We start from the raw sequence: 25,690 nt of genomic DNA on the forward strand, positions 1-25,690 counted from the left end.
AGCATGAACAGCACCATCAAACTCGCTGCGCTGGCTCCGGCCCTGTTGCTGGGCGGTTGCCTCAGTCTGGGCGGCGAAGTCCCCGACAGCCTGTTGACCCTCACCCCCACCGCATCGGCGCCCGCCGGGTCCGGCGGTGGCGAAGCGCGGGAAGGGGCGCTGATCATCGCGGAATTCGAAGTGCCCAAGGCGCTCGATGTCACCCGCGTACCGGTGCAGGTCACCGATACGCAGATGGCCTATCTTCAGGACGCGGTATGGGTTGAACGCCCCGCACGCCTGTTCGGTCGTCTGGTCGCCGAAACCATCCGCACGCGGTCGAACCGCATTGTCGTCGATGGCGACGATCCGGGGGTGGGTGCAAGCGACCGGCTGCACGGTTCGCTGCGCGCCTTCGGCTACGATGCGCGCACGCGCGAAGCGGTGGTTACGCTCGATGCCGTCCGTAATCGCAGCGACTCTGCAGTGAGCACCCGCCGCTTCGAGGCCCGGGTGCCGGTCGCCGCTCCGGAAACGGCATTTGTGGGTCCGGCGCTCAACGAAGCAGCCAACGATGTGGCCGGACAGGTCGCCGACTGGTTGAACTGAATCCGGTCAACCGCGCGCCAGCCGCGCGAATTCCATCGCCTTGAGGAAACTGTCGAGCCGCTTTGCACGGCGGTCGGCGGCTTCCTCGTCTTCGCCCCATTGCTCGACCTGCCAGTCTTCCTCCAGATTGGCGGCGGCCCAGAGCTGCTCGCCATCGGCATCGTCTTCCAGCGCGGCGAGGCCGATGCAGAGCGAGGCGGCGAGCGAGGTAAGCTGTTCGAGTGCCGTGAGAGCGAAGTGGTCGTGACTGTCGAGGCGCATCTTCAGGCGATCCACCGTCTCGGGCGTATGCGGCCGCGCTACGACGCCGCTCACGCGCTCAAGTTTCACCCCTTCGCGCAATTCCAGTGCTTCGACGAGCGGGTCCCATACCTTGCGCTGGCGGTGCCACAGCGGCTCGTCGGGGTCGGCGCGGTAGCATAGCGTGTCGGTTTCGGCATAGCGCAGCAGCTTGGCCACGATGTCGGCGCGGGTGGCCGGGACGACGTCGAGCGCGTAATCGGTCATGTCGCGCAGGGCGAAGCGGGCAGGGTCGATCGTGTCGCCCTGTCCGGCCCATTCCGCAGCCAGTGACTCGGCCAGGCCTTTCGACCTGACAAGCTGCGGATCGCCGCCCTGCGTCTTGATCGGCCGTCCGTCGAGCGCGACATGGTAGGCCGAGCCGGACTGTTCGACCGACACGCTCTTGTAGAATCGCTTCACGCGCGGCTGCTCCACCGTTTGGCCAGAATGGTCGGCAGGATGAAGACGTCGAACGCGCCGAATGCAAGCAGCAGATAGCCGACCAGTTCGGGCAAGGGCAGGATCTCGCCAAGGACGAGCGCGCCGAGTATGCCCAGCACCACGCCCGACAATCGCACCGCTTGAATCAAGAAGAACCGCGCTTTCGCCGGATCATGCTGGTCCACGAATCATGTCTCCCAATTGGCGGGCCGTGTCGGCCACCGCGCTAGCGCCCGTATCGAACAGTTCCTGCGGTTCGTGATAGCCCCAGGACACGCCGATGGCGCGGACACCGGCGGCAACGGCCATTTCCATGTCGAAACTGGTATCGCCGATCATCACCGCCTCGTCTGGCGCAACCCCGGCATCGACCAGCGCCGCTTCGAGCATGGCGGGATGCGGCTTTGACGGGTGGCGGTCGGCCGTCTGCAGCGAAACGAAGCGGTGCTTGATGCCATGCGTGTCGAGACAGGCGTGAAGGCCCCGGTCGCTCTTGCCGGTTGCCACGGCGAGCAGCCGGTTCTCGGCATCGAGTTCCTCGATCAGCGCGCCGATCCCTTCGAACAACGGCTCTCGCAAGGCGCCCGACAGGCGCAGGTCGCGAAAGCCGATCTTGTAGGCTTCCACCACGGCCTGGCGTTCGTCGTCGCTCGCATCGGGGGCCAGTTCGCGCAGCGCGTAGGGCAGGCTGAGCCCGACCATGCGCCGTACCTGCTGCCGGTCGGGCGCGACCAGACCGGCGCTGGCAAAGGCCCGCTCCATGGTCTGGCAAATCGCCGCCTGCCCGTCGACCAGCGTGCCATCGCAATCGAAGACGACCAAGCGGGTCATGCCGCCCGGTCTCGCATCCAGCAGGCCATGTCCGGATTGCCTTCCGCTTCGATATGATCGGCGAGCGCGCGCGCCACCGGGGCGGGTTTGTTCTGGCTCAGTTTCAGCGTGTCGCGCATCGCGGTGATAGAGAATTCGAAACCCACGATACCGCGCAACAACGCCCGGCGCGCGGGGTTCGACATTTTCGCCATCGTCCACGGTACGCCGCCAGTGCTAACCCGCGCCTCGTGCCGGTCCGACAGGTCGGAAACCAGTTGTTCGGTCCGGACTTCGCCGAGCCGCGAAACCGTGCCATCGCATTCCAGAGCGACGTAATTCCAGGTCGGCACCTGATCGGCTGCATCGTACCATCGCGCCGAAACATAAGCGTCGGGGCCTTGCAGCACCAGCATCGCCTGCGCGCCGTGGAGGTGGCGCGTCAACGCATTCGGCCGCGCGAGGTGAAACAGGAGCTGCCCGGTTTCCGATCTCAGGAGAGGGACATGCGCCGCGCGCGGACCATCCGGCGAATGGGCGAAAAGGGTGGCGAATGCCGACCCCTCAAGCAGGCGGTCGAGCAACGCGCCCGGATCGCCGCGAAACGCCGCATTCGGGTGCATCAGCGCTTCGTTCCCGGCTTGCGGGGCTTTGCGCCAGCGCTGCCGCGGGCGCGACGCGGCGAACGCTGCGACTTGCGGAAATTCTTGGCGTGCTGGCGGGCCTGCTGTTTCTTTTCCTCGCGGCTCTTGGGCGGCGGATCGTCGCGCATCGGCGTTGCGTCGCTGGTGCTTTCCTCGAAACCGAGATGCTCCATCGAGCCTGCGAAATGCTCGGGCAGATCGGCCGTCACGTCGAGCTTGCCGCCATCGGGGCTGTCGATAATCAGGCGCCGTGCATGGAGGTGCATCTTGCGGCTGATCGCGCCGGTCAGGAAAGCGTCCCGGCCGCCATATTTGCCGTCGCCGACGATCGGATGACCCATCGCCGCGCAGTGAACGCGGAGCTGGTGGGTGCGGCCGGTCATGGGCTGCAGTTCGAGCCAGGCGGCCTTTTTGCCCACGCTATCGACCACGCGATATTTGGTCTTGGCCGGTTGACCGTCCTCGTGGTCGACATGCATCTTCTCGCCCCCCGATCCGGGCTGTTTGGCAAGCGGGGCTTCGATCACGCCTTCCCTGATATCGGGCACGCCTATGACCAGCGCCCAATAGATCTTCTTGGCGCTGCGCCCGGAAAAGCGTTTGGAGAAGAAGGCCGCGCTGCCGGGCGTGCGGGCGACCAGCAACACGCCCGACGTATCCTTGTCGAGCCGGTGGACAAGGCGCGGGCGCACGTCTTCTTCGCCCGGGGCAAAGGCATCGAGCAAGCCGTCGACGTGATTGAACGTATTGGTCCCGCCCTGCGTCGCGAGACCGGGCGGCTTGTTCAGCACCAGTGCGCCCTTGGTCTGCTTGATGACCATGGCTTCGGCCTGCTCGATCTCGGCAGGTTTCAGCTCGCGCTTAGGCTTGGCTTTCTTATGCGGTGCGTCGCCCCCCGGAGGCACGCGAATTTGCTGACCTTGGGCAAGCCGGTCGTCGGGTTTCACCCGCTTGCCGTCGACCCGGACCTGGCCCGTTCGCGCCCATTTGCTGACCGTGCCGAAGCCGATCTGCGGCAGGTGGCGCTTGAACCAGCGATCCACGCGAATGCCGTCATCGTCCGCCGCCACGGTGAAGATGCGTACTTCGTCGGAGGTCTTCATCCCACCATCCTCATCACGCCCAGGCCGACCATGAGGCCGGTGATGCCGAGCGCGATCGACAGAATCGCATAGAGCAGGGCGAAGAGATACTGCCCGCGCTGGAGCAGCATCACCATTTCCAGGCTGAAGGCGCTGAAAGTGGTGAAGCCGCCGAGCAGGCCGATCCCCAGCAGCAGCCGCAATTGTTCGCTGTCCCCGCTACCGCCGCGGGCCAGCCACCCGGCGAGAAACCCCATGGCGAGGCTGCCGATGGCATTGGCGGCGAGCGTGGCGAAGGGGAATGCCGTGACCATGGGGGCACCGAGCCAGTTGGTCATCGATCGGCCCAGCAGCCAGCGCAGGACGGCGCCGACTCCGCCGCCAAGAAAGACGTGCAGTGCGGCGATAAATGGAGTAAAGGAGGACATCGTTGCTGCCCTTAGCCGCGAAATGCCCGGTCGTCATCCCGATCTAGGTGGTTGCGACAAAGGCTTGCCATAGGCAGCGAGAATCCGTATGTGCGCCCCCGTTCGAGCCGATCCGGAACGGATTCGGCGCGTTTTTCGTTCTCTTGGCGAAACCGTTTCAAGGAGGCAAAACCCGCTGGTGCGGGCTCTGGCCCGCTTAGTGAGGTGTTTGAATTTATGCAGATCATCGTTCGCGATAACAATGTCGACCAGGCCCTGCGCGCGCTCAAGAAGAAGCTGCAGCGCGAAGGCGTGTATCGCGAAATGAAGCTGCGCCGCCACTATGAAAAGCCGAGCGAAAAGCGCGCCCGCGAGAAGGCTGCCGCCGTTCGCCGCGCCCGCAAGCTCGAGCGCAAGCGTATGGAGCGCGACGGCGCGAAGTAAGTCGCTATTGCGGCTATAACCAAGCTAAGCCATGAGGGCGCGGAGCAATCCGCGCCCTTTGCGTATCCGGAAGAGACATCCATGACCGAGATTACCCGCGTTCCCCTCCAGCCCATCAAGAAAGGCTCCCTGACCAAGCTCTGGCTCGGTATCATCGTGGCCGTCCTGCTCGGCGCAGGCCTCGCCTGGGCAGCCGTGCCCAAGGGCCTCGATGTCGAAACGGTAACTGCGGGCACGGGCGATTCGCCCAAGCTGGGCGATGTGGTCTTCGTCAATTACGTCGGCAAGCTGGCCGACGGGACCGAATTCGACCGTTCGCAGCCCATGCCGATCCCGCCGGGTGTGTTTCCCGAAGGCAACCCGCTATTGCTGGAGGAAGGCGCGATCATCGACGGCTTCATCGAAGGCCTGACCCAGATGCAGAAAGGCGGCAGCTACGTCCTCACCATCCCGGCCGAGCAAGCCTATGGCGCCGCACCGCCTCCGGGTTCGCCGATCCCGCCCAATGCCGATCTGGTGTTCGAAGTCGACGTGGTCGATTTCATGAGTCGCGAGGATTTCCAGGCGCGCGCCGCTGCCCTTCAGTCCATGATGGGTTCAGGTGAGGAAGGCGAAGCGGGGGCATCGCCAACCGAATAGACGCCACCGGGGGAGGGCGCATGAACGATACTATCGAGGATCACGCGCCCGAAACCCATAGCGACTGGCCGCTGCGGCCTTGGGTGCTGGCGGTTCTGCTGGGCCTTGCCGGGCTGGCCATTCACTGTATCGATGAATGGGGATCGGATAGCTGGGTGCCGTGGCGCGCGGCGCTGTCCGCCGCAGTCGCGTTCGGAACGCTGGCCTTCGCCTTCACGCTCGATCGCGATCGCTGGCAGCAGCCGCTGGCCTTTGCCGCGATCGTCGCGCTTGTCATGGCGGGTATTGCATGGCGAGTCGCCAGTGCGGGCGACCACCACGCCGACGAGTCCTTCTGGCTTGCTGCCGGTGTGGTGGCCATCGTGCTGGCACTCCCGCTGTTCCAGGCCGGTTTTCATCGTCTGCGCTGGCGCACGCCCTACCGGCAAACGCATTTCCACGTCTGGACCGATGCAATCAGCGCCGGTGGCGCGGCAGCTTTCACGGGCCTTTCATGGCTGTTGCTGATCCTGCTTTCGACGCTGTTTTCCGCTATCGAGATCGACCTGCTCGATGACCTGGTGAACGAGGCGTGGTTCGGCTGGACTTTCTCCGGCGCTGCCTTCGGCGCCGCACTGGGCGTGCTGCGCAATCAGCTCAAGATAATCGGCACGCTGCAATCGGTGGTGATGCTGGTGTTTTCGATCGTCGCCGTGCCGCTTGCCCTTGCGTTGGTCATCTTCCTGCTGGCCGTGCTGGCGAGCGGGATAGCGGTCCTGTGGAACGCCACCGAAAGCCCGACCCCGCTCTTGCTCTCGGTCGCGGTCGCCAGCTTCGTGCTGGTCAATGCCGTTGTCCGCAATGGCGATGCGGAAGCGAGCGAGAACCGCATATTGCGCTGGGCGGCGCTGGTGCTGGCGCTGGCGATCTTGCCGCTGGCCCTGCTCGCGGCGATTTCTACCGGTACCCGCATTTCCGAATACGGCCTGAGCCCCGAGCGTTTGTGGGGCGTCGTCGCGGTGGCCGTGGCGGTCGCTTATGGCTTTGCCTATTTCGTCGCGCCGATCCGCGGACGCATGGCCGGCTGGATGGAACGCGTGCGCCGCGCCAACATGCATTTCGCCGCCGGTATCGGCGTTCTTGCCCTTATTCTCGCACTGCCCTTGTTCGATTTCGGCGCGATTTCCACGCGCAACCAGATCGCGCGGCTGGAGGCGGGCAAGGTCGCAGTCGACGAGTTCGATTTCGACGCGCTGCGCTGGGATTTCGGCGACGCAGGTCGCGAGGCACTGGCTGTTCTGACCAGGGATGACGATGCGGAGATTGCACGGCTGGCCGCCAGGGCTCAGGCGCGGAAAAATCGCGTCTATCCTGGATATCGGGACCGCAATCGCGACCAAAGGCTCGCCAACCTCCGGTTCGATTTCGAAGACCCCGAGTTGCGCGAGGATGTCATCGCCTTGATCCGCGAGGAAACGTGGCATTGCGCCACGGCATGTGTTGTCCTCGATCTGGGCGAAGGCGACGGCGCGCAGCGCCGAATTGCGCTCGTCGAGAACGGTAACGTATTTTGGGAGGTTCTGGGGGACGGCGAAGCGGCTGAGCCTGCGAAAATGATCGAGAATCCCCGTCCTCAGCAAAAACCCGATTCGCGGGTGGAAATCCGCGAATGGTCGGGGCGTCGGGTCTATATCGATGGCCAGCCTGCGGGGACACCTTTCGAATAGCACTTCGGCCCGCTATCGCGCTTGAAGCGCAGCCCCCTCGCGGCTAGTGCGCTCCCCATGTCAGTCACACGCGAAGAAGTGGCCAGGATCGCCTCGCTCGCCCGCATCAAGATGGGCGATGCCGAGCTCGACAGGATGGTCCCCGAATTGAACGGTATCCTCGACTGGGTCGAGCAACTGGGCGAGGTCGACACGAGCGGCGTCGAACCGATGACCGCGGTTATTCCCAACACGTTGCGTCTGCGCGACGATGTCGTCGATGCGATCCCGGAGACCGCTGGCGGCCGGCGCGAAGATGTGCTCGCCAATGCGCCTGCCGCCGAACACGGTTTCTTCGGCGTGCCCAAGGTGATCGAATGATGGCTAGGACTATTTATCGTCATCCCAGCGCAAGCTGGGATCTGCCTCAGCTTGGCGCGAGCCCGATAGAGATCCCAGCTTGCGCTGGGATGACGGAAGTTTAAAATGACCGACCTCACAAACCTGGGCGTCAAGGCCATCCGCGACGGCGTGGCCGGCGGCGATTTCACCGCGCGCGAAGTGGCCGAAGCCTTCAACGCGGCCGTTGCGGACGCGGCAGACCTCAACGCCTTCATCGTCACGACGCCCGACCATGCGCTCGCCGCCGCCGATGCGGTCGATGCCAAGCGCGCAAAGGGCGAGGACTTGGGCACAATGGGCGGCGTGCCCATCGGCATGAAGGACCTGTTCGCCACCAAGGGCGTGCAGACGACGGCTGCGAGCCATATCCTCGAAGGCTTCACGCCGCAGTACGAAAGCACCGTCTCGCAGAACCTGTGGGATGCGGGCGCGGGCATGCTCGGCAAGCTCAATCTCGACCAGTTCGCCATGGGCAGCTCGAACGAGACCAGCTATTTCGGCAATGTCGCCTCGCCGTGGAAGAAGGACGGCACCAATGCCGCGATGAGCCCGGGCGGGTCCTCGGGCGGGTCCTCCTCTGCCGTGGCCGCACGTATCGCGCCTGCCGCGACCGGCACCGACACAGGCGGTTCGATCCGCCAGCCTGCCGCCTTCACCGGCATCTGCGGGATCAAGCCGACCTATGGCCGCTGCTCGCGCTGGGGCGTCGTCGCCTTTGCCAGCAGCCTAGACCAGGCCGGACCGATGGCGCGCAGCGTCGAAGACTGCGCAATCATGCTCGAAGCCATGGCCGGGTTCGATCCCAAGGATGCGACCAGCCTGAAGATGGACGTTCCCGCCTGGGAAGCGGGCCTCAGCGCGGACCTCAAGGGCAAGAAAATCGGTATCCCGAAGGAATACCGGATGGACGGCACCGACGAGGAGATCCTCAAAAGCTGGGAGCAGGGCAAGGAATGGCTGCGCGATGCAGGGGCGGAGATCGTCGATATCTCCCTTCCGCACACCAAATATGCGCTGCCCGCCTATTACATCATCGCGCCCGCCGAAGCGTCGAGCAATCTCGCGCGCTATGATGGCGTGCGTTACGGACTGCGCGACCTGCCCGATGGGGCGGGTCTGCAGGACATGTACGCCGCCACCCGCGCCGCCGGTTTCGGCGACGAGGTGAAGCGCCGCGTGCTGATCGGGACCTATGTGCTGAGCGCAGGCTTCTACGACGCGTATTATACGCAGGCGCAGAAGATCCGCACGCTGGTGGCGCAGGACTTCGAGGAGGCCTGGGGCGAGTGCGATGCAATCCTCGCGCCGACCACGCCGACCGCGAGCTTCCCGCTCGGCAGCCTCGATAAGGACCCGCTGACGATGTATCTGAACGACGTTTTCGCCGTTCCCGCATCGCTTGCCGGGCTTCCCGCCATGAGCGTGCCCGCCATGCTCAACGGCGACGGCCTGCCGCTGGGCCTGCAGATCGTCGGCAAGCCGTTCGACGAGCAGGGCGTGCTTAACGCAGGGCTGGCGATCCAGCAGCGCGCCGGGTTCGACGCGCAGCCGGAGAAGTGGTGGTAATGCCCGGGGTCGGAATGCTTCTGGTCATCGTCGGGGCGATATTCCTGACCGGTGCGGTTGCGTTCTACATTTCGCGCAATGTCGAGCATGGCGAGGCGCGGTTCGGCCCCGACGGCGAGCAACTGCCCGCGCATCCGCCGGCTCCCGAGAAGAAAGACATGAGCGTGAGTCTCACGCAAAGCGAGAAGATCGATGACTAGTTACCGCATCCAGGGCGCAACGGGCGAATGGGAGGTCGTAATCGGCCTCGAAGTCCATGCGCAGGTCACCTCCAACGCCAAGCTGTTCAGCGGCGCCAGCACCGCATTCGGCGCGGAGCCCAACACGCAGGTGTCTCTGGTCGATGCGGCGATGCCGGGCATGCTGCCCGTGCCCAATCGCGAATGCATTCGCCAGGCGGTGCGCACCGGCATGGCGATCGAAGCCAAGATCAATCGCTGGAGCCGGTTCGACCGCAAGAACTACTTCTATGCCGACCTGCCGCAGGGCTACCAGATTTCGCAGCTCTACCATCCGCTGGTGGGCGAGGGTTCGCTGCATATCGAGGCCGACGAGAAGGCGGGGATTGCCGAAGACAAGGTGATCGGCATCGAGCGTATCCATGTCGAACAGGATGCGGGCAAGCTGATGCACGATCAGCATCCGACCATGTCCTATGTCGATTTGAACCGCAGCGGCGTGGCGCTGATGGAAATCGTCTCCATGCCCGACATGCGCAGCCCCGCCGAAGCGGGGGCCTATGTCCGCAAGCTGCGCTCGATCCTGCGCTATGTCGGATCGTGCGACGGGAATATGGAAGAAGGCTCGATGCGCGCCGACGTGAACGTTTCGGTGCGCAAGCCGGGCGAGGAATTTGGCACGCGGACCGAGACCAAGAACGTCAATTCGGTGCGCTTCGTGATGCAGGTCATCGAATACGAGGCGAACCGTCAGGTCGATGTGCTTGAGAATGGCGGCACGGTCGATCAGGAAACGCGCCTGTTCGACCCGAACACCGGAACCACGCGGACCATGCGGTCGAAGGAAGACGCGCACGATTACCGCTATTTCCCCGACCCGGACCTGCTGCCGCTGGAGCTGGAGGACGACTTCCTCGACGAATGCCGCGCCTCGCTGCCCGAGCTGCCCGATGCCAAGCGTGCACGTTACGAGAGCGAGCTGGGCCTTACGCCCTACAATGCGCGCGAGCTGACCGCCGAGGTCGAAACCTTCGCCCGCTTCGAAACGCTGCTGGCGGCCACCGCCAATGGTATCGGCAAGCCGGAAAAGGATGTCGCGACGCAGGTCGCCAATTGGGCGCTCTCGGTCGCACCCGGCGTCATCAAGTCGCTCGGTGAAGAGGCCAATCCCGCCCATGCCACGGCAGAGGCGCAGGCGAGCATCCTCGACATGCAGGCCAAGGGCGAAATCTCGGGCGGGCAGGCCAAGGAGATCTTCGAGATCGTGCTCAAGACCGGTCGCGACCCGGAAGAAATCGCCGAGACCGAGGGCCTCAAGCAGGTCAGCGATACCGGCGCCATCGAGGCTGCGATCGACGAAATCCTCGCCAATAACGAGGACAAGGTCGAGCAGTATAAGGGTGGCAAGGACAAGCTGTTCGGCTTCTTCGTCGGCCAGACGATGAAAGCGATGCGGGGCAAGGCCAATCCGGCGGTGGTCAATCAGATCCTGAAGGACAAGCTGGGCTGACGCCATTGGCGCCCGATACGGGCCGACCGAGCTTCGCTGGTCGATTCGTCATGTCGCTGGCCGAGCGGGTGCTTGCCCCGGCCCCCTGCGCGGGGTAGCTTCGCGGCCATTCTTGCGCGTTTTGCGCAGATGGAAGGGGTCTGAATTCCAATGAAGAAAACCGCCACCGTCGCGGCCATGCTGGCCTGCGCCGCATCCGCACCGCTCGCCGCCAAAGAGGGGATGTTCACCCCCGGCCAGCTTCCCGAAATCGCCGAGGACCTGCGCAAGACCGGGCTGGAAGTCTCGCCCGAAGCGCTGTCGGACCTCACCGGCTTCCCGATGGGGGCGATCGTGCAACTCCAGGGCTGTTCGGGCAGCTTCGTGTCGGATGAAGGCCTGGTGGTCACCAACCACCACTGCGCACGCGGTTCGGTGCAGTACAATTCGACCGCCGAGAACAATTATCTCGAAAACGGTTTCCTGGCCGAAACAAAGGGCGAGGAACTGCCCACCGCGCCCGGATCGCGCGTCTATGTGACGACCGAGATCAGCGATGTCACCGCGCGCGTGCGCGACGGGATCGACGCAATGTCGCCCACCGAGCGTTACGATACGGTCGACCAGCGGGTGAAGGACATCACCGCCGAATGCGAACAGGATGCCGGTTTCCGCTGCCTCGTCGCGAGCTTTTATGGCGGCAAGGAATACACGCTGATCAAGCGGCTCGAGGTGAAGGACGTGCGGCTGGTCTATGCCCCTGCCGATGCGGTCGGGAAATATGGCGGCGATATCGATAACTGGATGTGGCCGCGTCACACGGGCGATTTCGCCTTCTACCGCGCCTATGTCGCGCCGGACGGCTCCTCGGCCGAATATGCGGAAGAGAACGTCCCCTATGAGCCCGAACACCACCTCAAGGTGAGTGCGGCCGGGCTCGACGATGGCGATTTCGTCATGGCGGCGGGCTATCCCGGTTCGACCAATCGCTACACCCGTCTAGGCGAGGTGAAGAACACCTTCGAATGGACCTATCCGACCTTCGTCACGCTGATCAATGACTGGATCGACACGATCGAAGCGGCTGCGCCCGAAGGGTCGGACGCGCGCGTGAAATACGAATCCCGCCTCGCCGGGCTCAACAATTTCGAGAAAAACCTGCGCGGCCAGATCGATGGTGCGCGCCGTGTCGGCCTGGTCGATCGTCGCCGCGCCCGCGAGGATGCGCTCAATGCCTGGATCGCCGCCGATGCGTCGCGCCAGCCCTATGCCACGGCGATCGCCGCGCTCGATGCCCTGTCGGAAGAGAGCGCCACTGCCGCACGGACCAATTTCTGGTATAACAACGCGACCCGTCCGCAATTGCTGAGCGCGGCACAGCGGCTTTATCGCCTCGCCAAGGAGAAGGAGAAGCCCAACGCCCAGCGCGAGAGCGGTTATCAGGAACGCGACATGGCGTTCTTCCGTCAGGGCCTGCAGGCGCTCGACCGCCGCTATGACGCATCGGTCGACAAGGCCGTGTGGCTGCTGTTCCTGAACGGCTATCTCGTACAGCCCGAGGGCGAGCGCGTGGCCGCGCTCGACCAGGCGCTGGGCCTGATCGGCGTGGACGATGCCAAGCAGATCGATGCCATCGTCGATGGCTATTACACGGGCACATCGCTCGACGAGAGCGAAACGCGGCTCGCACTGATGGATGCCAGTGCTGCTGAACTCGAGGCGAGCGACGATCCATTCATGAAGCTGGCGATCGCGCTCTACACCTACGAGCGCAAGCTGGAAGACGAGAGCGAAGAGCGCTCGGGCCGCGCACTGGCGCTGCGCCCCGCCTATATGGACGCGATCACGCAGTGGCAGCGCGAGCAGGGCCTGGCGACCTATCCCGACGCCAACAGCACGCTGCGCGTGACCTACGGCACGGTTCTCGGCGGCTCGCCCAAGGACGGCATGGCTTATCTGCCGTTCACCACGCTGGAGGGCATCCTGGCAAAGGATACCGGCGTGGACCCCTTCAACGCGCCGACGCGCCAGCTCAAGGAAATTCGCGAGAAGGACTATGGCGGCTACGCGCTCGACAGCATCGGCTCGGTGCCGGTGAACTTCCTGTCCGATCTCGACAGCACCGGCGGCAATAGCGGCTCGGCCACATTGAACGGCCGCGCCGAACTGGTCGGCTTGCTGTTCGACGGCACGTTCGAAAGCGTCAATTCGGACTGGGATTTCGATCCGCGCACCACGCGTACGATCCACGTCGACACCCGCTACATGCTGTGGGTGATGGACAAGGTCGACGGGGCGCATAGCCTGATCGAGGAAATGGATGTGGTCCGCTAGGACACCATCACATCGTATCAAGGGGGCCGCCGGAGCGATCCGGCGGCCCCTTTTTTTGAGTTCGACGAAGCCTCCACCTGCCGGACGGGTCAGAGCATTGCCGGTCGAGAGCCACGATACAGTTGACCGGCGACATCCACCACGTAGAAATGGCCAGCATTCCAAGGGGGTCACATGAAAATACAGAAATTCGGGGCGATGATATCCGCGTTCTTGCTCTCGGCCACGCCGCTGGCTGCCGAGACGCTTGATAATACTTCGATCATCCAATTGGTGGAGATCGGGCTGGGTGAAGAAGCGATCGTGGCGAAAATCGATGCGACGGCAGCGCGCTTCGATGTCACGACCGACCAGCTCATTTTGCTCAAGAACCGAGGCGTCCCGTCATCCGTGATTGCGGCGATGATCGCCAAATCCAATGCTCCGACCGTGTCGGACGCGGCCAGTGTTTCAATGGACGATCCCGATCCAATGCTCCCCCATGCATCGGGGGTGTATCTAATGGCCGATTGGCTCGCCGAACCGAAGATGCAATATATCGACGCGACGACGACGAACCAGACGAAGACCGGCGGGTTTTTGGGCTATGCGCTCACGGGTGGCATCGCCTCAATGAGCTTCAAGACGGTTATTCCGCAGCCCTCCGCCCGCATCGCGACAAGCCAGCCGCGACCGACATTCTATTTCTATTTCGACCAAGCCAACAGTTCGCTGTCGAACCGGGGTGGCGCGAATTTCTGGATGGCGGGCGCGGTGACTTCGCCGGCGGAATTCAGCCTGGTTCGATTCAAGGTCAAGAAAGATCGCCGCGAAGCGAAGGTGGGCAAGATCAACATTGGCGGTGCCAAGGCCGGGGTGATGGCGAAAGACCAGATCCCGTTCGATTACGAGCGTTTGGCGCCCGGAGTGTTCAGGGTGACGCCGAATGTCGAGCTTGAACCGGGTGAGTACGGATTCCTTTATTCGTCGCAGACGGGAAGCGGTGTTGGAATGGCCGGGGTAGGGGCGCAGACCTCGCGTATCTTCGATTTTTCCATCACCGGCTGAGAAACGCCCGATACCGCCAGCAAAAAGGGCCGCCGGATCGCTCCGGCGGCCCCTTTTTTCGTCCTGGCGCGGCGTTTAGCCCTGGCGCTGGCCGGTCAGCGGCATGTCGCCGAACGCGCCGGCATTGACGGTGCCGGTCATCTGGTCGCCATTGACGGTGGCGGTGCAGTTGAGCGTCATCGGCATCGGCACGGTCATGTCCATCTTCCACTTGAGCGTGTCGCCGCCTTCGATGGTGCCATCGGTGATGTCCATCGAGCCCATGCCGCCGGCCATCGAGCCGGTGAAGCTGTTGCCATCGTCGCCGGGCACGACGGTCAACGTGCCCTTCTGGTCGCCCATCGGGCTCTTGACTACGGTGTCATAAGTACCTGCTACGGACATGGATATTCCTTCCTTCGGTTGAGAATGCGTGTGGCCCTTCAATCGGGGTTACTTACACGATTGTCAATTACTCGCTCGTTTCCAGTTCGACGCGTTCGACCGGCAGGCCAAGCTGCTCGAGCTGCGGGGCGACGATCTCGGCATCGCCCACCACGACCCATACGAACCGATCGGGATCGATCGCTGCGCGAGCCGCCGCATCGAGGCTCGCGGTGGTCTGCGCACGATAGCGGTCTGCCAAACGTTCGTAGTGATCGTCCGGGCGGCCGTAGAGCGCATTGGTCTGCATGGCCCGCAGGATCGCGCCGGACGTTTCGAACTGGCCGGGCAATTCGCCGATTTCGGCAGTCACGATCCGGGTCAGTTCCTCGTCGCTGACGCCGTTGGTTCCCAGAAACTCGCTCGTTTCGCGGATGAGTTCGGCCAGTGCATCGCCGGTACGGTCTGCCTGAACCGGCGCGCGCACGGTATAGGCAACGGCTTTCTCGTTGGTCAGCGGAGTGCCCCGTACACCATAGCTCCATCCCTTGGCTTCGCGCAGATTCATATTGAGCCGGGCGAGGAAGTTCCCGCCAAGTGCATTGTTCGCGTTGAGGAAATCGACATAGGTTTCGTCACGCGCATCGGCCGGGGTCATCTGACCGCCATAGATATAGCTCTGCGGCGAATTGGGCCGGTCGACCAGGACGATACGGCTCGCGTCCGCTTCGTTCGGTTGGGCTGCGAAGGCCTTTTCACCCTTGGCAACGGTCGGCGCCTGCCAATCGCCGAACACGGCATCGAGCGCGGTCACGATCTCGTCGATCGGCCGATCGGAAACCACGAACACCTCGCCATTGTCGGGCCGGATCCAGCGGTTCTTGAACCCGGTGATGTCGTCCCGCGTGATCGAGCGGAGCGAGGCCACCGTTCCATTGCCCGGTCCCGCATAAGGGCTGTTCTCGCCATAGATCAGCGGCGCCGCCGTGCGCGCCGCAATCGATGCGGGTGTGCGCAGTTCCTGTTCGACACCGGTGATCTGCTGGGCGCGCACACGCTCGACCTCTGCCGGATCGAATGCCGGGTTGCGCACGATATCGGACAAGAGCTCGAGCGAGGGCACGAGGTTGGCCGACAGGGCGGAGAGCGTGAAGCTGGACCGATCGGCCCCCCCGCCAAGCGAAACGTCCGCCCCCAGGCGCTCGCCCGTTTCGGCAATCTCGCGCGAATTCAGGCTCGTCGTGCCTTCTTCGAACAGGCGCAGCGTCAGGCTTTCCAAGCCGCGCTTGTCCAGCGGATCGGCGGCGCTGCCGGCATCGAAGGACAGGGTGACATAAGTCGCCGGTACGGCATCGCGCATCGCGTAATGGAGCGTCATGCCATTGGCGAGCGTCCGGTGCTCGACATCGGGAAAGTCGAGTTCGGCGATAGAATCGATCGGCGGGGCTCGCCGGACCTGTGTGACGGTTATCTCGTCGGCGGCGGCTTCGCTTGCGGAATCCTCGTCGCTTGCGGCAACGCTGGCGGCTTCCTCATAGTCCGCATCGCGTTCGCCCGGCTCGAGGACCAAGGTCATGGCCGGCCGCGTCATCCAACGCTGCATCGCGGCCTGCACTTCGGCAGGGGTCAGCGTCGCCAGAATTTCGAACTGACGGGCGTAGAAATCGGGATCGTCGGCCAGCACCTCGCCCGAAGCGAGTGTAACCGCCTTGCCGCCGCGGCCACCGACCTGTTCGAGCCCGCGAATGGTGTCGGCGACCGAACTGGTCGCTGCCCGGCGGACTTCGTCTTCGGTCGGACCTTCGGCGATGAACTGATCGACCAGTTCGTTGAGGCGCCGTTCCACCAGCGCCGGGTCGGCATCGGGAGCGGCGGTGGCGGAAACGGTGAGAATGCCGACGCGCTGGAAGGCATAATTGCCGCCCGAAACGCCTACGGCGATCTTCTCGTCGCGCACCAGCGCATTGTCGAGACGGCTCGACGACAGGCCGCCGAGGATCTGCGCCCCGACGGTGAGCGCCGTCAGCTCGCGGTCGGAAATGCCGGGCGCGGTCCAGTATTTGTTGATGCTGGTCGCCGCGACCTGATCGCGCATGACGGTGCGGACCTCCTCGGCAAGCTCGGGAATACTGGCCTGGGCCGGATTGTTCACCGGACCGCGCGCGATGGGGCCGAAATATTTTTCGACCAGAGGGCGTGCTTCGGCTGCCGATATGTCGCCCGCAAGAACGACCGTGGCATTGTTCGGGCCGTATTTGTTGCGGAACCAGGCCCGCACGTCTTCCATGCTGGCGCTGTCGAGATCCGCCATCGATCCGATCGGCGTATGGTCATAAGGGTGCGGGGCGGGGAAAAGCGTTTCGACGATTTCGTAGAAGATCAGGCCGCCGGGCTGGTTATCGCCCTGACGCTTCTCGTTCTGGACCACGCCGCGCTGATTATCGAGCTTGGTTTGCGTGACCGCGCCGAGCAGATAGCCCATACGGTCGCTTTCGAGCCACAGCGCGCGTTCGAGCGCGGGTGTCGGCACGGTCTGGAAATAGTTCGTCCGGTCGAAGTTCGTCGTGCCGTTATAATCGGTGGCACCCATTTCCTGGAGATATTGGAAATAGTCGTTGGGCGCGTTTTCGGACCCGTTGAACATCAGGTGTTCGAACAGATGCGCAAAACCCGATTTGCCTTCAGGCTCGTCCTTCGAACCGACATTGTACCACACGGCAACCGCGACCACCGGAGCCTTGCGGTCGGTGTGGACGATGACGTCGAGCCCGTTATCGAGCGTGAATTTCTCGTAGGGAATGTCGACTTCGTCGACCAGTTCGGCCAGCGCGGCCGGTTCCGCGTCAGCGGCAGTTGTTTGCGCATGGGCGGCAGTAGTGATGCCCAGACCAGTACTTGTGGCACCCATGCCCAGGGCTAGGGCGAAAATGCTGGCGGTAAGAAAATGCTGTCTGCGCATGATACCTCGATATTCGATTCGGTTTTTCAATGGGGTTTGACGCTACGGCTTCCGGGCCGGTTCGTCACGGTCTTCCGGCTCGCTGCATTTGCGATCGCATCTTCGCGCCAGAAATTGACCGGTTTCAAGCGATGCTGGATGAACAGCCTAGCTTGATCGACATAATGCGGCGATGTCGGGCGCGTGGTGGCTGCGCCAAAGGGCTGGATCGATTGCGACCGCACGCGTTTCCCCGGAGCCCATTCGACGAACTGAATGAAGCTGTCGCCGTGTTTGACCGACAGCCGGCCGTCTTCCTCCACCTCCCAGGTGGTCGACGCGCGCAATGTGTCCGAACCGCCATCCAGGGGCAGGTCGACATCGCCCTGCCGCAGGCGCAGCACGTCCCCCATGGGCGGATCGATCCGGCCGAAATGTGTTTCGAGATGATCGACCGACCATTCGAGCTGCTCGCGAACGTCGGGCAAGGGCTTGTTCTGATATTCGGCGGACATGAATTCCTTGATCATCAGCAGGGCCAAAGCATCGCCCGAACCGACATTGTCCGCGGTAAAATCCCAGTCGAGCAGCAATGCGCGGGCACGGCCGAGCTCGCTGTCGGGATCGAGTTCGAGCCGTTCCAGCGCGTCCCACAGATCGGCGACATATCCTTCGCGCTCGTAGGCGGTATCGTATTTGATCGCCTTCAACCGATCGAGTGTTATCGGCCCATCCTCGCTCATCAGCTTCCACGCCCGGCGCGAGCGGTTGGTCTGTTTGAGCTCCACCCCCAGTTCGGGCAGGACGGCGCTCGGCGCAAGATCGCTGCCTTCGCCTGCGGCCGTGAAGGGCGTGTTGTTGGCATTGTAGAGCCAGCCCGAAGCCGGATTGATGTATTTCGGCAGGGCTTCGTAGGATACCGGTGCGTTCCACAATGCCTTGGGATCGTCGCCCGGGAGGACGCCGCGCCAGTCATATCCCTTGGCCCGATCGGGCAGGGCGGCATTATAGACATAGGCGATATTGCCCCCCTCATCGGCGTAGATGAAGTTGGTCGAGGGGATATCCATCCGCGCCAGGATAGCCTGCCATTCCTCAAGCGTTTCCGCCTTGTTGAGCCGGTAATAGGCATCGAGCTGTCCCAGATTGTCGATCCCGCCATAGCGGATGGCGAAAGCCCCCCTGTCGTTCTTGATGACCGGGCCGTGGACGCTGCGATATACGGTCCGCCGGACGGGGAGGACCACCGGCCCGAAACGCACCGGAAGCGTGACCGTCTCTTCCTCCAGCTCGAGCCAGCGATCCCCCATGCGATACTTCCTGCCGCTGTCGTCGACCACCAGCCTGTAGACATCGGTCATGTCTGGGCGATTGACCGTATTGGTCCAGCCCAGATGTTCGTTATGTCCAAGGAAGGGAAACGGGCTGCCGGGGAAATTGGCGCCGGCATAATGCCAGCCTTCGTCGCTCTGGACGACGAGTTCGTACCACGCCACGCCCCCGCGCCATGGCTGGTGACTGTTGGAGACCAGACGAGTCACGCCGTCGCCCGATTTTTCCGGTGCGATTGCAAAGGCGTTCGATCCCGCCAGAGCACCGTCTTCGCCCCAGGGCAATGGGTAGGCGCGGGCCTGGGAGGGGGAGGGGGTTTCTTCCGCTTCGACGGGCGGCCCGAATTCGGGGCGGAGATCCTCGCCCGCAACCAGTGGCTCGATGGTGTTGTTCAACCCGAAGAAGAAGGGCTGGCGCAAGGCAAAGCCGGCGGCAACGTCCATGCCGTCGACTGGAAACAGGTTCGCAAGCTTGATTTCTCCCGGATGCGCGCGCGCATAATCGTTGAGGCCCGTGGCATAGGCTTCGAACAGGGCGCGCGTATCGCCCGGCAGGTTCGGATAGTGTCTTTCCGCGGTCCCGCGTGCGTCGAGCAGGTGGTAGACATAATCCACCGCCGCGCCATCGGGTCCGGCAATGGCGCCATACCGTCCTCGCGCCATGGCGATGACGTCTTGCAGCGTGAAGAAATCGTCTTCGGAATGGGCGATGGCGACACCATAGGCCACGTCCGCATCCCGTTCGCCGTAAATGTGCGGAACGCCGAATTCGTCGCGGATGATTTCCGCCGTATAGCTATCGTTCGACTGCGCGATATCGTCGCGCTTGGCGAAGAAGGGCTCCCAGCTTGCCAGCCCGACAAACGCCACCAGCACGATCACGAGCAGCGCAAAGCCGATGCGCCCCAGCCATTTTTTCATCGAAATCCGTCCTCTCTCGCAACCGGCCTAGCGAGGGCTCGGGCGTGACGCAACGCGATTGGGCAAAACCGCGCCGGGCATGCTCCCCAGCGGGCATTCGGCTGGCTAATCACATGCGAGTGACAGCGCAGATCACCATCGGCCACGAATCCTCCGGCAAGCCGGTCGAGTTCGATATCGAGGAACTCCTCGCCACCCGATTGCTCGTCCAGGGTAATTCGGGCAGCGGCAAGTCGCACCTGATCCGCCGGTTGCTCGAAGAAAGCGCCGGGATGGTCCAGCAGGTGGTGATCGATCCCGAAGGCGACTTCCCCTCTCTGGCCGACGAATTCGGCCATGTGGTGATCGACGGATCGGCCTATTCGCCCGGCGAGATCGAAGCGCTCGCCCGGCGCATCCGCGAACACCGCGCCAGCGTCGTGCTCGATCTCGACGGGCTCGAAGTCGAGCAGCAGATCCGCTGCGCCGCCCAGTTTCTGACCGCGCTGTTCGATGCCCCGCGCGAGCACTGGTATCCTGCGCTGGTGGTGGTCGACGAAGCGCAGATGTTCGCGCCCGCTGCCGCCGGGGAGATGGCCGAGGATACGCGGCGCATGACGCTGTCGGCGATGACTAACCTGATGTGTCGCGGGCGCAAGCGCGGCCTTGCCGGGATCGTCGCCACCCAGCGGCTGGCCAAGCTCGCCAAGAATGTGGCCGCCGAGGCCTCGAACTTTCTGATGGGCCGGACCTTCCTCGATATCGACATGGTCCGCGCCGCCGATCTGCTCGGGATGGAGCGGCGGCAGGCGGAACGTATTCGCGAGCTCGAACGCGGGCATTTCCTCGCGCTTGGACCGGCGATCACGCGTGTGCCGCTGGCGGTGAAGATCGGCCCGGTGAAGACCGGCCACGCCGCTCGGAGCGAAGGCCTGATGGCGCTCCCCGATACCGCGCCCGAGGACATGGCCGCGTTGCTTACCACCGATCTGGCTAGCGAAGTCGCCAAGGCGCCGCCGCCGCCCGCCCTGCCGCCCGCTCCACGGGTAGAGGAAGTGGCCGACAGCATTGCCGGGGCCGAGGAACGCCAGGTGGACACGCCTGCCGAGCCGGGCGACACCTCCGCCGTTGCCACCCGGATCGCGGAGATCATTGGCGAACTTGCGCAGGAGGAGGGGATCGCTTTCCAGTCGGCCAGCGCGCAATACCAGACCTTCCTCACGCGGTGCCGCCGCGAACGGCTGATCGGACCCATGCCCGACATGCGCGCTTTCCGGCGCCGTTTCGCGATCGCCGGGGCGGGGCTGGGCGAACTCGACGAGGCGCTCCAGGCGCGGATCATGGATTTGGCCAAAGCGGTCGAAGAAGACCTGTTGGGGCCGTTTCTGGTCATCGCCAAGGCCGCCCATGCGGGCGAGACCCAGGTCGATGAGGCCGAACTGGCGCGAGCCTATGGCACGAGTTCGCCAGGACGTATCCGCCGACTGCTCGACCATCTGGAGCGGCAGGGCCTGGTCGTCGTGCGCGAGGATTTCGGCGGCGATCGCACGGTGATGGTCCCCGGCCTCGAGGGTATAGAAGCGGGATAAACCGCTCGTCGATACCAGTGTGTCGGTCGCCGAGGCCGAACTTTCCCGCGATGGCAGATTGGGTCAGGCGTTATCTGCGCGTATTATCTGCCAATCAGACTGTTCGGGGGACTGCCCATGAAACGCCATACTTTCGCCGCCTTGACCCTTGCCCTTGCCGCCACCGCTGCCAGCCCCGCGCTGCTCGCTGCGCAGGACGTCCCGGGATCGGGGATCGTTCCGGCAGCTATCGGCAACAGCGAAGAGCGCCCGATTGCCTTTGCCCGCTCCGTTCCGGCCGATGCGGCGCTGGCGGTCGTGATGACCGATACGGGCTTGCCCGATGGCGTGGACGGCCTGCCTGTCGATGCGCAGGCGCGAATCGCCGCTGCCGAATTCGCGGGAAAGGCAGGCGAATTGCTCGACCTGCCTTCGGCCGCCGGATCGCCGCGCATCGTCCTGTTCGGCGCCGCCAATGAGGACGGGCAGCCGATCGATTGGCGTGTCGTCGGGGGGCGGATTGCTCAGGCACTCGCCGAAGAGGATGCACCGATTGCCGTGGTAGGCTTGCCGGGCAGCGATGCCATGGCGATGGCCGGGCTTGGCGCAACGCTCGGACAATACCGGTTCGACCGCTACAAGAGCGACCGATCGGCCAAGCCTTCACAGCCGATCACCTTTGTCGGCGTGCAGGCTGCCGAGGCGGCGGCATCGTGGACCGGCCGCCAAGCGGCACTGGCAGACGGCGTGCGCTTCGCCCGCGATCTCGTCAACGAACCGGCCAGTGTGATCTACCCGGAAAGCTTTGTCGCCCGCGCGCAGGCCCTGTTCGCAGGCGTGCCGAATGTCTCGATCAGTGTTCTCGATCAGGCGGACATGCGGCGGATGAACATGGGAGCTATCGCCGGTGTCGGGCAGGGCAGTCGCCGCCCGCCACGGCTGATGATGATCGCTTATCGCGGCGCTTCGGGCGCTCCGATAGCGCTGGCCGGCAAGGGCATTACTTTCGATACCGGCGGCATTTCGATCAAGCCGAGCAGCGGAATGGGCGCGATGAAACGCGATATGTCGGGCGCGGCGGCTGTGACCGGGGCGATCTACAGCCTCGCCAGATCGGGCGCGCCGGTCCATGCGGTCGCGGTGGCGGCGCTGGCCGAAAACATGCCGGGCGACAACGCCCAGCGGCCGGGTGATGTGGTGCGGACCATGTCGGGCAAGACCATCGAGATCGTCAGCACCGATGCCGAAGGTCGCCTCGTCCTGTCCGATGCCATCGAATATGTGGTGCGCGAAACCGATCCCTATGCCCTGGTCGATATCGCCACGCTGACGGGCTCTGTCGGAAGGGCGCTGGGGCCGGAATATGCGGGCGTCTTTGCGCGGGACAAGGCTTTTGCCGAAGCGGCAATCGCCGCAGGCCAGCGGGTCGACGAGCCCTTGTGGCAGTTGCCGCTGCACGAAAGCTATCGCAAGGCCGTTCGCGATTCCGAGATTGCGGATGTGGTCAATGGCGGCGTGTCGCCCGGGGCCAGCTCGGGAGCGCATTTCATCGAGTATTTCGTGCCCGACGATCTTCCCTGGATCCATATCGACATGGCGTCGGTCGACGATGCGTCGACCAGCTCGCCGCTGGTGCCTGCCGGATCGAGCGGATATGGTGTGATGCTGCTCGACGAGCTGGCGCGTAGCTGGCGCCCCCGTTAAATCCGGCGAGCTTTGCCAGACGCGGTCGCTGCGGCGCGCGCCCCCTTGCGGTGGGTGCCGCGCGGATTACCTATGCTTTTCATACGCCCGCCGGACTTTCTGCGGGGAGGGCTTGTGTTGCATAATCGCCACACTATATCCGTGCGGCAATTCTTGACTGGGGTGTTTGCATGAATCTCGAAAAGTTCACCGATCGCGCCAAGGGCTTCCTGCAGGCGGCGCAGACCGTCGCCATTCGCATGAACCACCAGCGAATTTCGCCCGCGCATTTGCTGAAGGCGCTGCTCGATGACGAAGAGGGCATGGCCGCGCAGCTCATCCAGCGCGCCGGGGGCAATCCTGGCGTGGCGATTACCGAGGTGGACAATACTCTGGCCAAGGTGCCAGCCGTGTCGGGCGGCGGGGCGCAGGCGACGCCCGGCCTCGACAACGATGCCGTGCGCGCACTCGATCGGGCCGAACAGCTTGCCGAGAAGGCGGGCGACAGCTTCGTCCCCGTCCAGCGGCTGCTGCAAGCGCTGGCGCTGGCCGACAACGATGCGGGCAAAGCGCTGAAATCGGCAGGTGTCGACGCGAAGTCGCTCGAAGCCGCGATTCAGGAAGTGACCGGCGGCCGCACCGCCGACAGCGCGGGTGCCGAAGAAAGCTACGATGCGATGAAGAAATATGCGCGCGACCTCACGCAGGCAGCGCGCGACGGCAAGCTCGATCCGGTGATCGGGCGCGATGAGGAAATCCGCCGCACGGTCCAGATCCTTGCCCGCCGCACGAAGAACAATCCCGCCCTGATCGGCGAGCCCGGAACCGGCAAGACCGCGATCGCCGAAGGCTTGGCGCTGCGCATCGCCAATGGCGACGTGCCCGACAGCCTCAAGGGCCGCACGCTGATGGCGCTCGACATGGGCGCGCTGATCGCGGGTGCGAAATATCGGGGTGAGTTCGAAGAGCGCCTCAAGGCGGTGCTTGACGAGGTGAAGGGCGCCGAAGGGCAGATCATCTTGTTTATCGACGAGATGCACACGCTGATCGGCGCAGGCGCGAGCGAAGGCAGCATGGATGCCTCCAACCTGCTGAAGCCTGCCCTGTCGCGCGGTGAGCTGCACTGCATCGGCGCGACCACGCTCGACGAATACCAGAAATATATCGAGAAGGATCCTGCGCTCCAACGGCGCTTCCAGCCCGTCTATATCGACGAGCCTAGTGTGGAAGATACCGTCTCGATCCTGCGCGGCATCAAGGACAAATACGAGCTGCATCACGGTGTGCGCATCACCGATGGCGCGATCGTCGCCGCGGCGCAGCTTAGCAATCGCTACATCCAGAACCGCTTCCTGCCGGACAAGGCTATCGACCTGATGGACGAAGCCGCCAGCCGCATCCGCATGGAGGTGGAAAGCAAGCCTGAGGAGATCGAAGGCCTCGACCGCCGCATCATTCAGCTCAGGATCGAAGAGCAGGCGCTGCAAAAGGAAACCGACAGCGCTTCGAAGGATCGTCTGGAGTCGCTTCGCAAGGAACTGGCCGAGCTGGAACAGCAATCGTCCGAGCTGACCACGCGCTGGCAGAACGAGCGTGACAAGATCCACGCCGAGGCGCGCGTGAAGGAAGAACTGGACGCTGCTCGGCTGGAACTGGAACAGGCCCAGCGCGCAGGCGACCTCGCGAAAGCGGGCGAGCTGTCCTATGGCAAAATCCCCGAGCTGGAAAAGAAGCTGGAAGACGCCGCCGGGCAGACTGAAAACGCCCTGCTGCGCGAGGAAGTGACCGAAGACGACATCGCCGGTGTCGTCTCGCGCTGGACCGGTATTCCCATCGACAAGATGCTGGAGGGCGAGCGTGAGAAGCTGCTCGATATGGAGAATATCCTGGGCAAGCGGGTGATCGGGCAGTCGCAGGCGATCGACGCCGTTTCCAAGGCGGTGCGCCGCGCGCGTGCGGGCCTGCAGGACCCGAACCGACCGCTGGGCAGCTTCCTCTTCCTCGGCCCGACCGGCGTCGGCAAGACCGAACTGACCAAGGCGCTGGCCGGTTTCCTGTTCGATGACGATACGGCCATGGTCCGCATCGACATGAGCGAGTTCATGGAGAAGCACGCCGTCGCCCGCCTGATCGGCGCGCCTCCGGGCTATGTCGGCTATGACGAGGGCGGGGTGCTGACCGAGGCGGTGCGCCGCCGCCCCTATCAGGTGGTGCTGTTCGACGAGGTCGAAAAAGCGCATAGCGACGTGTTCAACGTGCTGTTGCAGGTGCTCGACGATGGCCGTCTGACCGATGGGCAGGGCCGCGTGGTCGATTTCAGCAACACGCTGATCATCCTGACCAGCAATCTCGGCAGCCAGTATCTCGCCAATATGGATGACGATCAGAAGGTCGAGGATGTCGAACCGCAGGTAATGGATGTGGTACGCGGCCATTTCCGGCCCGAATTCCTCAACCGGCTGGACGAGATCATCCTGTTCCACCGCCTGGCGCAGGAGCACATGGCCCCGATCGTCGAGATCCAGGTCGCGCGGGTGCAGAAGCTGCTCAAGGACCGCAAGATCGTGCTCGACCTGACCGAGGCCGCGAAGAAGTGGCTGGGACGGGTTGGTTACGATCCCGTCTATGGCGCAAGGCCATTGAAGCGCGCAGTTCAACGTTACGTTCAGGACCCTCTGGCGGACATGATCCTACGCGGCGAAGTGCCCGACGGATCGACGGTGAAGATCGACGAGGGCGATGGGGAATTGGCGATGGGGGTCGACTAAAAGCAGTTGCAATTATTCAACTGACGATTTGCCGATCGGCGAGAGCATGCCTCTGGAGAACAGTGCGCAGGTCGAAGACGCTGTGACTGATCCGCAACAC

23 protein-coding genes are annotated in these 25,690 nt (G+C 63.9%); 13 read left to right on the forward strand and 10 right to left on the reverse strand.

What is annotated here, in order from left to right; genetic code table 11:
• The first annotated feature begins 3 nt into the window (after positions 1 to 3).
• Complete coding sequence (locus MUY37_RS09980; protein ID WP_499195230.1) at positions 4 to 588, forward strand: ABC-type transport auxiliary lipoprotein family protein; 585 nt, start codon at positions 4 to 6, stop codon at positions 586 to 588.
• Between the two features lie 6 nt (positions 589 to 594).
• Here the strand turns inward: MUY37_RS09980 and MUY37_RS09985 are convergent, their stop codons facing one another.
• From MUY37_RS09985 to crcB, 6 genes are read right to left on the reverse strand one after another with little or no spacing between them, the layout of a single operon-like run.
• A complete protein-coding gene (locus MUY37_RS09985) occupies positions 595 to 1,290 on the reverse strand; it encodes an ATP12 family chaperone protein (RefSeq protein ID WP_499195231.1) in 696 nt (231 codons plus the stop codon).
• Complete coding sequence (locus MUY37_RS09990; RefSeq protein ID WP_236924992.1) at positions 1,287 to 1,460, reverse strand: hypothetical protein; 174 nt, start codon at positions 1,458 to 1,460, stop codon at positions 1,287 to 1,289. Before MUY37_RS09990 ends, MUY37_RS09985 begins: the two co-directional genes overlap by 4 nt.
• A 22-nt stretch (positions 1,461 to 1,482) precedes the next feature.
• The gene (locus tag MUY37_RS09995; protein WP_499195232.1) at positions 1,483 to 2,142 is read right to left on the reverse strand and encodes an HAD-IA family hydrolase; all 660 of its coding nucleotides are present in this window, start codon (positions 2,140 to 2,142) and stop codon (positions 1,483 to 1,485) included.
• Positions 2,139 to 2,744, reverse strand: coding sequence for an FMN-binding negative transcriptional regulator (locus MUY37_RS10000; RefSeq protein WP_499195233.1), 606 nt, complete (start codon positions 2,742 to 2,744; stop codon positions 2,139 to 2,141). The genes MUY37_RS09995 and MUY37_RS10000 overlap by 4 nt, the downstream gene beginning before the upstream one ends.
• Positions 2,744 to 3,868 carry an RluA family pseudouridine synthase gene (locus MUY37_RS10005; protein WP_499195234.1) on the reverse strand — a complete coding sequence of 375 codons (1,125 nt, stop codon included), beginning with the start codon at positions 3,866 to 3,868 and terminating at the stop codon, positions 2,744 to 2,746. Before MUY37_RS10005 ends, MUY37_RS10000 begins: the two co-directional genes overlap by 1 nt.
• The gene (crcB, locus tag MUY37_RS10010) at positions 3,865 to 4,275 is read right to left on the reverse strand and encodes a fluoride efflux transporter CrcB (RefSeq protein WP_499195235.1); all 411 of its coding nucleotides are present in this window, start codon (positions 4,273 to 4,275) and stop codon (positions 3,865 to 3,867) included. The genes MUY37_RS10005 and crcB overlap by 4 nt, the downstream gene beginning before the upstream one ends.
• Positions 4,276 to 4,491: 216 nt before the next feature.
• Between crcB and rpsU the strand changes: the two genes are divergently transcribed.
• The 8 genes from rpsU (at position 4,492) to MUY37_RS10050 (ending at position 12,992) form a co-directional block, all read left to right on the forward strand.
• On the forward strand, positions 4,492 to 4,698 hold the full coding sequence (rpsU, locus tag MUY37_RS10015; RefSeq protein WP_067677802.1) for a 30S ribosomal protein S21: 207 nt from the start codon (positions 4,492 to 4,494) through the stop codon (positions 4,696 to 4,698).
• A gap of 81 nt (positions 4,699 to 4,779) precedes the next feature.
• Positions 4,780 to 5,337, forward strand: coding sequence for an FKBP-type peptidyl-prolyl cis-trans isomerase (locus MUY37_RS10020; protein WP_499195236.1), 558 nt, complete (start codon positions 4,780 to 4,782; stop codon positions 5,335 to 5,337).
• Between the two features lie 20 nt (positions 5,338 to 5,357).
• The gene (locus tag MUY37_RS10025; protein ID WP_499195237.1) at positions 5,358 to 7,043 is read left to right on the forward strand and encodes a DUF4153 domain-containing protein; all 1,686 of its coding nucleotides are present in this window, start codon (positions 5,358 to 5,360) and stop codon (positions 7,041 to 7,043) included.
• Between the two features lie 57 nt (positions 7,044 to 7,100).
• The gene (gatC, locus tag MUY37_RS10030) at positions 7,101 to 7,403 is read left to right on the forward strand and encodes an Asp-tRNA(Asn)/Glu-tRNA(Gln) amidotransferase subunit GatC (protein WP_499195238.1); all 303 of its coding nucleotides are present in this window, start codon (positions 7,101 to 7,103) and stop codon (positions 7,401 to 7,403) included.
• A gap of 105 nt (positions 7,404 to 7,508) precedes the next feature.
• Positions 7,509 to 8,990, forward strand: a complete 1,482-nt coding sequence (gene gatA / locus MUY37_RS10035) for an Asp-tRNA(Asn)/Glu-tRNA(Gln) amidotransferase subunit GatA (RefSeq protein WP_499195239.1) — start codon at positions 7,509 to 7,511, stop codon at positions 8,988 to 8,990.
• A complete protein-coding gene (locus MUY37_RS10040) occupies positions 8,990 to 9,190 on the forward strand; it encodes a hypothetical protein (protein ID WP_499195240.1) in 201 nt (66 codons plus the stop codon). The genes gatA and MUY37_RS10040 overlap by 1 nt, the downstream gene beginning before the upstream one ends.
• Positions 9,183 to 10,679 (forward strand): Asp-tRNA(Asn)/Glu-tRNA(Gln) amidotransferase subunit GatB, encoded by a 1,497-nt coding sequence (gene gatB, locus MUY37_RS10045; protein ID WP_499195241.1) that lies wholly within the window; start codon positions 9,183 to 9,185, stop codon positions 10,677 to 10,679. The genes MUY37_RS10040 and gatB overlap by 8 nt, the downstream gene beginning before the upstream one ends.
• A gap of 150 nt (positions 10,680 to 10,829) precedes the next feature.
• Positions 10,830 to 12,992, forward strand: coding sequence for a S46 family peptidase (locus tag MUY37_RS10050; protein ID WP_499195242.1), 2,163 nt, complete (start codon positions 10,830 to 10,832; stop codon positions 12,990 to 12,992).
• 170 nt (positions 12,993 to 13,162) lie between these two features.
• On the opposite strand, the gene MUY37_RS10055 is transcribed toward MUY37_RS10050, so the two are convergent.
• Entirely contained in the window at positions 13,163 to 13,405 is a 243-nt protein-coding gene (locus MUY37_RS10055; RefSeq protein ID WP_499195243.1) for a hypothetical protein, read from the reverse strand.
• A 40-nt stretch (positions 13,406 to 13,445) separates the two neighbouring features.
• Here MUY37_RS10055 and MUY37_RS10060 point away from each other — a divergent pair, with 40 nt between their 5' ends.
• Positions 13,446 to 14,039, forward strand: a complete 594-nt coding sequence (locus MUY37_RS10060) for a hypothetical protein (protein ID WP_499195244.1) — start codon at positions 13,446 to 13,448, stop codon at positions 14,037 to 14,039.
• A 75-nt stretch (positions 14,040 to 14,114) separates the two neighbouring features.
• Here MUY37_RS10060 and MUY37_RS10065 read toward each other — a convergent pair whose 3' ends face one another.
• The 3 genes from MUY37_RS10065 to MUY37_RS10075 all read right to left on the reverse strand — a co-directional run bounded on the left by MUY37_RS10065 (position 14,115) and on the right by MUY37_RS10075 (position 19,592).
• A complete protein-coding gene (locus MUY37_RS10065) occupies positions 14,115 to 14,423 on the reverse strand; it encodes a hypothetical protein (protein WP_115416130.1) in 309 nt (102 codons plus the stop codon).
• A 67-nt stretch (positions 14,424 to 14,490) separates the two neighbouring features.
• A complete protein-coding gene (locus MUY37_RS10070; RefSeq protein WP_499195245.1) occupies positions 14,491 to 17,361 on the reverse strand; it encodes a M16 family metallopeptidase in 2,871 nt (956 codons plus the stop codon).
• A 26-nt stretch (positions 17,362 to 17,387) separates the two neighbouring features.
• Positions 17,388 to 19,592: an acylase gene (locus MUY37_RS10075; protein ID WP_499195246.1), complete on the reverse strand. Its 2,205-nt coding sequence runs from the start codon at positions 19,590 to 19,592 to the stop codon at positions 17,388 to 17,390.
• Positions 19,593 to 19,711: 119 nt separating this feature from the next.
• Between MUY37_RS10075 and MUY37_RS10080 the strand changes: the two genes are divergently transcribed.
• The 3 genes from MUY37_RS10080 to clpB all read left to right on the forward strand — a co-directional run bounded on the left by MUY37_RS10080 (position 19,712) and on the right by clpB (position 25,590).
• On the forward strand, positions 19,712 to 21,160 hold the full coding sequence (locus tag MUY37_RS10080; RefSeq protein ID WP_499195247.1) for an ATP-binding protein: 1,449 nt from the start codon (positions 19,712 to 19,714) through the stop codon (positions 21,158 to 21,160).
• A 117-nt stretch (positions 21,161 to 21,277) separates the two neighbouring features.
• The gene (locus tag MUY37_RS10085; protein ID WP_499195248.1) at positions 21,278 to 22,843 is read left to right on the forward strand and encodes a leucyl aminopeptidase family protein; all 1,566 of its coding nucleotides are present in this window, start codon (positions 21,278 to 21,280) and stop codon (positions 22,841 to 22,843) included.
• A 170-nt stretch (positions 22,844 to 23,013) separates the two neighbouring features.
• The gene (clpB, locus tag MUY37_RS10090) at positions 23,014 to 25,590 is read left to right on the forward strand and encodes an ATP-dependent chaperone ClpB (RefSeq protein ID WP_499195249.1); all 2,577 of its coding nucleotides are present in this window, start codon (positions 23,014 to 23,016) and stop codon (positions 25,588 to 25,590) included.
• Positions 25,591 to 25,690 lie beyond the last annotated feature (100 nt).

The sequence above is a fragment of the Qipengyuania sp. ABI-127-1 genome (assembly GCA_022953095.1).
Lineage (GTDB): Bacteria > Pseudomonadota > Alphaproteobacteria > Sphingomonadales > Sphingomonadaceae > Qipengyuania.

What these genes read in the sequence shown, in the direction of transcription:
- MUY37_RS10050 (WP_499195242.1), top strand. Translation starts at nt 10,830, where the DNA reads ATGAAGAAAACCGCCACCGTCGCGGCCATGCTGGCCTGCGCCGCATCC.
- MUY37_RS10070 (WP_499195245.1), bottom strand. Translation starts at nt 17,361, where the DNA reads ATGCGCAGACAGCATTTTCTTACCGCCAGCATTTTCGCCCTAGCCCTG.
- gatB (WP_499195241.1), top strand. Translation starts at nt 9,183, where the DNA reads ATGACTAGTTACCGCATCCAGGGCGCAACGGGCGAATGGGAGGTCGTA.
- MUY37_RS10005 (WP_499195234.1), bottom strand. Translation starts at nt 3,868, where the DNA reads ATGAAGACCTCCGACGAAGTACGCATCTTCACCGTGGCGGCGGACGAT.
- gatC (WP_499195238.1), top strand. Translation starts at nt 7,101, where the DNA reads ATGTCAGTCACACGCGAAGAAGTGGCCAGGATCGCCTCGCTCGCCCGC.
- MUY37_RS10000 (WP_499195233.1), bottom strand. Translation starts at nt 2,744, where the DNA reads ATGCACCCGAATGCGGCGTTTCGCGGCGATCCGGGCGCGTTGCTCGAC.
- clpB (WP_499195249.1), top strand. Translation starts at nt 23,014, where the DNA reads ATGAATCTCGAAAAGTTCACCGATCGCGCCAAGGGCTTCCTGCAGGCG.
- MUY37_RS10040 (WP_499195240.1), top strand. Translation starts at nt 8,990, where the DNA reads ATGCCCGGGGTCGGAATGCTTCTGGTCATCGTCGGGGCGATATTCCTG.
- rpsU (WP_067677802.1), top strand. Translation starts at nt 4,492, where the DNA reads ATGCAGATCATCGTTCGCGATAACAATGTCGACCAGGCCCTGCGCGCG.
- MUY37_RS10060 (WP_499195244.1), top strand. Translation starts at nt 13,446, where the DNA reads ATGGACGATCCCGATCCAATGCTCCCCCATGCATCGGGGGTGTATCTA.
- crcB (WP_499195235.1), bottom strand. Translation starts at nt 4,275, where the DNA reads ATGTCCTCCTTTACTCCATTTATCGCCGCACTGCACGTCTTTCTTGGC.
- MUY37_RS09980 (WP_499195230.1), top strand. Translation starts at nt 4, where the DNA reads ATGAACAGCACCATCAAACTCGCTGCGCTGGCTCCGGCCCTGTTGCTG.
- MUY37_RS10025 (WP_499195237.1), top strand. Translation starts at nt 5,358, where the DNA reads ATGAACGATACTATCGAGGATCACGCGCCCGAAACCCATAGCGACTGG.
- MUY37_RS10075 (WP_499195246.1), bottom strand. Translation starts at nt 19,592, where the DNA reads ATGAAAAAATGGCTGGGGCGCATCGGCTTTGCGCTGCTCGTGATCGTG.
- MUY37_RS10065 (WP_115416130.1), bottom strand. Translation starts at nt 14,423, where the DNA reads ATGTCCGTAGCAGGTACTTATGACACCGTAGTCAAGAGCCCGATGGGC.
- MUY37_RS10020 (WP_499195236.1), top strand. Translation starts at nt 4,780, where the DNA reads ATGACCGAGATTACCCGCGTTCCCCTCCAGCCCATCAAGAAAGGCTCC.
- MUY37_RS09995 (WP_499195232.1), bottom strand. Translation starts at nt 2,142, where the DNA reads ATGACCCGCTTGGTCGTCTTCGATTGCGATGGCACGCTGGTCGACGGG.
- MUY37_RS10085 (WP_499195248.1), top strand. Translation starts at nt 21,278, where the DNA reads ATGAAACGCCATACTTTCGCCGCCTTGACCCTTGCCCTTGCCGCCACC.
- gatA (WP_499195239.1), top strand. Translation starts at nt 7,509, where the DNA reads ATGACCGACCTCACAAACCTGGGCGTCAAGGCCATCCGCGACGGCGTG.